At 46.1% G+C, this 2,247-nt stretch carries 1 protein-coding gene; it reads right to left on the reverse strand.

The window, feature by feature from the left end; genetic code table 11:
- Positions 1-149: 149 nt before the first annotated feature.
- Positions 150-1,970: a TolC family protein gene (locus PSE7429_RS22500; protein ID WP_009629699.1), complete on the reverse strand. Its 1,821-nt coding sequence runs from the start codon at positions 1,968-1,970 to the stop codon at positions 150-152.
- Positions 1,971-2,247 lie beyond the last annotated feature (277 nt).

A 2,247-nucleotide genomic window follows, 5' to 3' on the forward strand; every position in this document is an offset into this window, starting at 1 on the left:
GAAGTGGCGGCGCGAAGCGCCGCCACTTCCACTTATATTTGGGGTTGTGTGGCGATAGCTATAAAATGGGAAGTAGCTAGTCGCAAAACTAACAAAGCTATGGCGATCGCCATAGCTTTTGACTCTGATTTTTAATTGCGATCGGCTACCTATATACCATTGATTGCTCTTTCAAGATTGGCTCGGGATTGGTTATAGCCAATGATTGCTTGAACACGGTTAACATCGGCACGAGTGAGATCTGACTCAGCGGAGATGACCTCAAGTTGGGTTCCAACTCCAGCATCAAGGCGCAAACGCGCAAGACGTAGCGCTTCCTCTGCCTGTTGAACGGCTTTAGTTGCCGTGTCAATCTGTTGAAAACGCGATCGCTGATTGATGTAGGCTGACTCCACATCATAACGAGCCTGACGAGCGGCTTGCTCGAACTTACTCTCAGCTGTGGCTTGATCAGCTTTGTATTGATCTACTTGCGCGGCAGCTTTACCACCATCAAAGAGCGTCCAGCTTAACGACAAACCAACTTGGTAGTCCGCACTAGCACTGCCATTGTTAACAAAGGAAGTAGAGGCATCAAAGTTAGTAAATACGCTAACCTGTGGACCTAATCTTGATAAGGTGGCATTGGCATTATTACGAGCAACTTCACGCTCTAACTTGCGAATGTCAAGTTCAGAACGATTGCGGACTGCTAGTAAGATCGATTCTTCTAAGGACAATTTCCACGCTGCGACAGGAGCAATTTTATCGGCAGCAGTAATCTCAATGGTCGGTGGATAGTTGATCTGTCGCGATAATTCTCGTCTGGCTACTAATTGGGAAGCCTCGGCATTGAGCAAGTCTTGCTTGGCATTGGCAAGGGAAACCTCAGACTGTAGGACATCAAACTTTGTCCCAACCCCTGCCCGCTCTCTGGATTTGGTGTCCTTCAGGCTTCGCTCGGCATTTTCAACGGCTTTGCGTTGGATGCGGATCGTTTCATCGGCATTCTGGAGGCTGTAATAGGCTGTTACGATATTCAACCGAATTGTCTGATTGACTTGATTGAGTGATGCTTCCGCAACGCGTAAGCTGTTTTCAGCCGCAGCAATAGTATTGTCATTCACACCTGAATCAAAAATGTTGTAGCTAATGCCTAGAGTACCCGTGAGCGCATGGGTAGTAGAGGTGTTTGTGGTGGAATTTGTGGTGGAATTTGTGACAGTTGGCGGCGAGAAGACCGTGTTTCCATAGGTATACCTCGATGATGCGGAAACAGTGGGCGAACGTCCAGCTTCGGCAGCTCTCAATCCAGCACGGGCGCGATCTACGGCAATTTTTGCTTGAATCCAATCGGGGCTAGATCTTTCAACTAACTCCAAAAGTTCGGCGAGGGTGACTGGTTTGGTAAGGTCTAACTTAACTTGACTGGGGGTGGTGGGAACAACTAGGGTCTGCGCAGGGTCAAGTTTGCCAGATTCATAAACCGTAGAATTGGGATCAATTCTGGCAGGTTCCGTGGAAGAACTGACTTTTTGAGGTTGCGATCGCTGGCTATCTTGAACGATATTTGTATTAGTGTTAGAAAGATTAGTGTTAGAAAGCAGCTTAGGTGAATCTTGATTATTGACTTTAGCTAATGTAGCGATCGCTACCTGAGGCATGGCAGGATCTTGAGATGCTTTCTGGGTAATGGTCGAATTACTGGTAGAATCACTGGTCAAATTACTGGTCGATTTATTTGCCGATTTATTTGCCGATTCAGATTGTGCTTCGTCAATAATCACCGACTGGGGTGCCACCTCTTCCGAGGTGGCAATACGAGAAATATTAGCAGTGCTATTAGAGGTATTAACAGTGGTGTCAGGCTCTAAAACGACCTTAGTGAAAGGACGCAGAGGTAGATTAAATTCTTGAGCATTGGCTGTCCAAGCTGGAATCAGAAGCGATAAACTCGCACCAAGCGTCAACCAACTGGAAGAAATTCGCATAATTCAGTCCGTCACTCCTCGCATTTAAATAGCAGCCAACATACCTTACAACAAGCATCTTCTAATAGCTCGTAGGTCACAATCATCATGCTATCGGGTAAATATGAAAGCACCTGTATGTTTGCATAACAGATTGTAGTACAAACCTTGGAATTTAGAGATATTAATCAGCTCTAAGTAAGTGGGCTTAATTAAATATAAAACCCTAAAACCTGCGGCGCACGCGCAGCGTACGCCGCAGGTTTTAGCTCTGGGTTTTAATTGTACTGAGATAAGT

Origin of the sequence: Pseudanabaena biceps PCC 7429 (assembly GCF_000332215.1) — a bacterium.
In the GTDB taxonomy this organism is placed as follows: Bacteria; Cyanobacteriota; Cyanobacteriia; order Pseudanabaenales; family Pseudanabaenaceae; genus Pseudanabaena; species Pseudanabaena biceps.